The sequence below is a fragment of the Halomonas sp. KM-1 genome (genome assembly GCF_000246875.1).
GTDB classification, from domain to species: Bacteria; Pseudomonadota; Gammaproteobacteria; order Pseudomonadales; family Halomonadaceae; genus Halomonas; species Halomonas aerodenitrificans.
Genome location: NZ_BAEU01000016.1, coordinates 1 through 1,817, shown reverse-complemented (window position 1 = coordinate 1,817; position 1,817 = coordinate 1). Strand labels below are relative to the sequence as shown.

The window sequence follows — 1,817 nt, the reverse complement described above, 5'->3', positions numbered from 1 at the left end:
CGGCACCGCCGCAACGGCGGTGGCGCTAGCCGGCTTTGCCGGCACCGAATACGCCCTGCTCAAGGCCGAGGAGAGCCGCTACCGCGACGACATGCACGCCGAGCTGGAGCTCGAGCTCACGCGTGCCAGGGCCGAAGTACGTCAGGCCCTCGAGGCCGCCGCGAGCGACTGGACGCAGTCTCTGGAGCGCAGCTTGCAGCAGGGCATCCACGACGCCGAAGAGGCAGCGCAGATACCGTCGCAATACCGCATCCTGGGAAGCCGCTGAGCACTGCCCGGGCTGGACAGTCCGGGCGGCGGCGGTTACGATGTTGGCCGCTTCTCAGCAAGCAAAGCGCCCGTAGCTCAGTTGGATAGAGTGTTGGCCTCCGAAGCCAAAGGTCGCAGGTTCAAATCCTGCCGGGCGCGCCACGAATTCGAAGCCTCACGGTCTCACCGTGGGGCTTTTTTCTGGTTCTTGTCCCGATCTCTCCTTTGCCGCCGCCTTCCAGGCGGCCACCAAGGCGCGCGCCTGTTCGCCGACCCGCTCGGGCGTCTGGCCGGGCCGGTAGAGGGCGCTGCCCAGGCCGGCGCCGTCGATGCCTGCGCTACGCCAGGCTGCCATGGTGTCGGCATCGATACCGCCCACGGCATACAGCAGCGTCCCGGGGGGCAGCACTGCGCGCAGTGCCTGCATGCCCTGGGTGCCCATCTGGACCGCGGGAAAGAGCTTGAGCCCGGTGGCGCCGGCATCCAGGGCGTCGAACGCCTCGCTGGGGGTGAGCACGCCGGGCCAGCTCTGCATGCCGAGCCGGCGGGTGGCTGCGATCACCGCCGGGCGGCAGTTGGGCGAGACGGCAAGCCGGCCACCGGCGGCGTGTACCTCGCTGAGTTCTTCTTCCGTGAGCACGGTGCCGGCGCCAACCAGGGCACGTTCGCCCAGCGCCTCGCTCATACGGCGGATGCTTTCCAGCGCCTCGGGGGAATTGAGCGGCACTTCGAGGGTGGTGATGCCGGCGGCGAGTATTGCCTCGCCCACCGCCACCGCCTCGTCGGGGATGATGCCGCGCAATATGGCGATCAATGGCAGGCTCATGGCGTTTCTCCTGTTGGGGGCGCCTCGCCCATGCCGGCCGCGGCCAGCCCGAGCCCGGCTAGCTCGAGTCCAGCTAAGACCGCGGTCTCGCCGTCGAGGTGCCGGCTGCTTCGGCCCAGGGTGCTCAGTGCCAGCGCGTAGCGGTCGCAGAGGGTTGCGTTGCCGATCAGGATGACGGCAGTATCGCCCGGCAGCTCGTCTGTGAGCGCAGACAGCTCGAGCCCGATGGTGAGGCCCGAGAGGCGTGCACCCAGGCGGGCTCGCCGCACCTCGCCATCGGGCAGCGAGTCGTCGAGCAGGTCGGCGGCGCGCAGGCCGAACAGCCGCTGGCTGAAGCGACCGGGCTCGCTGGCGGCTTCGCGTACCGCATCGGCGAAGGCCTCGCGGCAATCGGGTTCATCGAGACTGGCATCGGCCACGGAGTGCCTGAGCACCGACTGGCCGGCCAGCAGGCCGTAAAGTTCACCGGTCAGGACGGTAGCGAAGCGCACCACCCTGCCCGCTTCCAGCCACACCCACTTGGCATGGGTGCCGGGCAGGCAGGCCAGGCCCGAGAACGTCGGCTCCCTGGCCACCAGGCCGGCGAGCTGGGTCTCTTCGCCGCGCATCACGTCGAAGCTTCGCTGTGCGCCGTCGGCGTACTGACAGAGGCCGGGCAGCAGCTGCACGTCCAAGCGTGGGTCGCATACCGGCGGTGCCACGGCGCCGCGGGCCAACTGGTCCAGGCGCGCCGGCAGCGGCA

The 1,817-nt window shown here is 69.9% G+C and carries 3 protein-coding genes and 1 tRNA gene; 2 read left to right on the top strand and 2 right to left on the bottom strand.

What is annotated here, in order from left to right; genetic code table 11:
- Both B8115_RS23520 and B8115_RS01075 read left to right on the top strand, forming a co-directional pair.
- The coding region (locus tag B8115_RS23520) for a hypothetical protein (protein WP_010625881.1) at positions 1-268 on the top strand (268 nt) is incomplete at its 5' end.
- A 66-nt stretch (positions 269-334) separates the two neighbouring features.
- Positions 335-411: transfer RNA gene (locus B8115_RS01075), tRNA-Arg, on the top strand.
- A 13-nt stretch (positions 412-424) separates the two neighbouring features.
- On the opposite strand, the gene B8115_RS01070 is transcribed toward B8115_RS01075, so the two are convergent.
- Complete coding sequence (locus B8115_RS01070) at positions 425-1,075, bottom strand: 2-dehydro-3-deoxy-6-phosphogalactonate aldolase (RefSeq protein WP_010625880.1); 651 nt, start codon at positions 1,073-1,075, stop codon at positions 425-427.
- A partial coding sequence (locus B8115_RS01065) for a 2-dehydro-3-deoxygalactonokinase (RefSeq protein ID WP_010625879.1) occupies positions 1,072-1,817 on the bottom strand: 746 nt, incomplete at its 5' end. The genes B8115_RS01070 and B8115_RS01065, both read right to left, overlap by 4 nt.

Coding starts and splice junctions, on each gene's coding strand:
- B8115_RS01070 (WP_010625880.1), bottom strand. CDS start 1,075: ATGAGCCTGCCATTGATCGCCATATTGCGCGGCATCATCCCCGACGAG.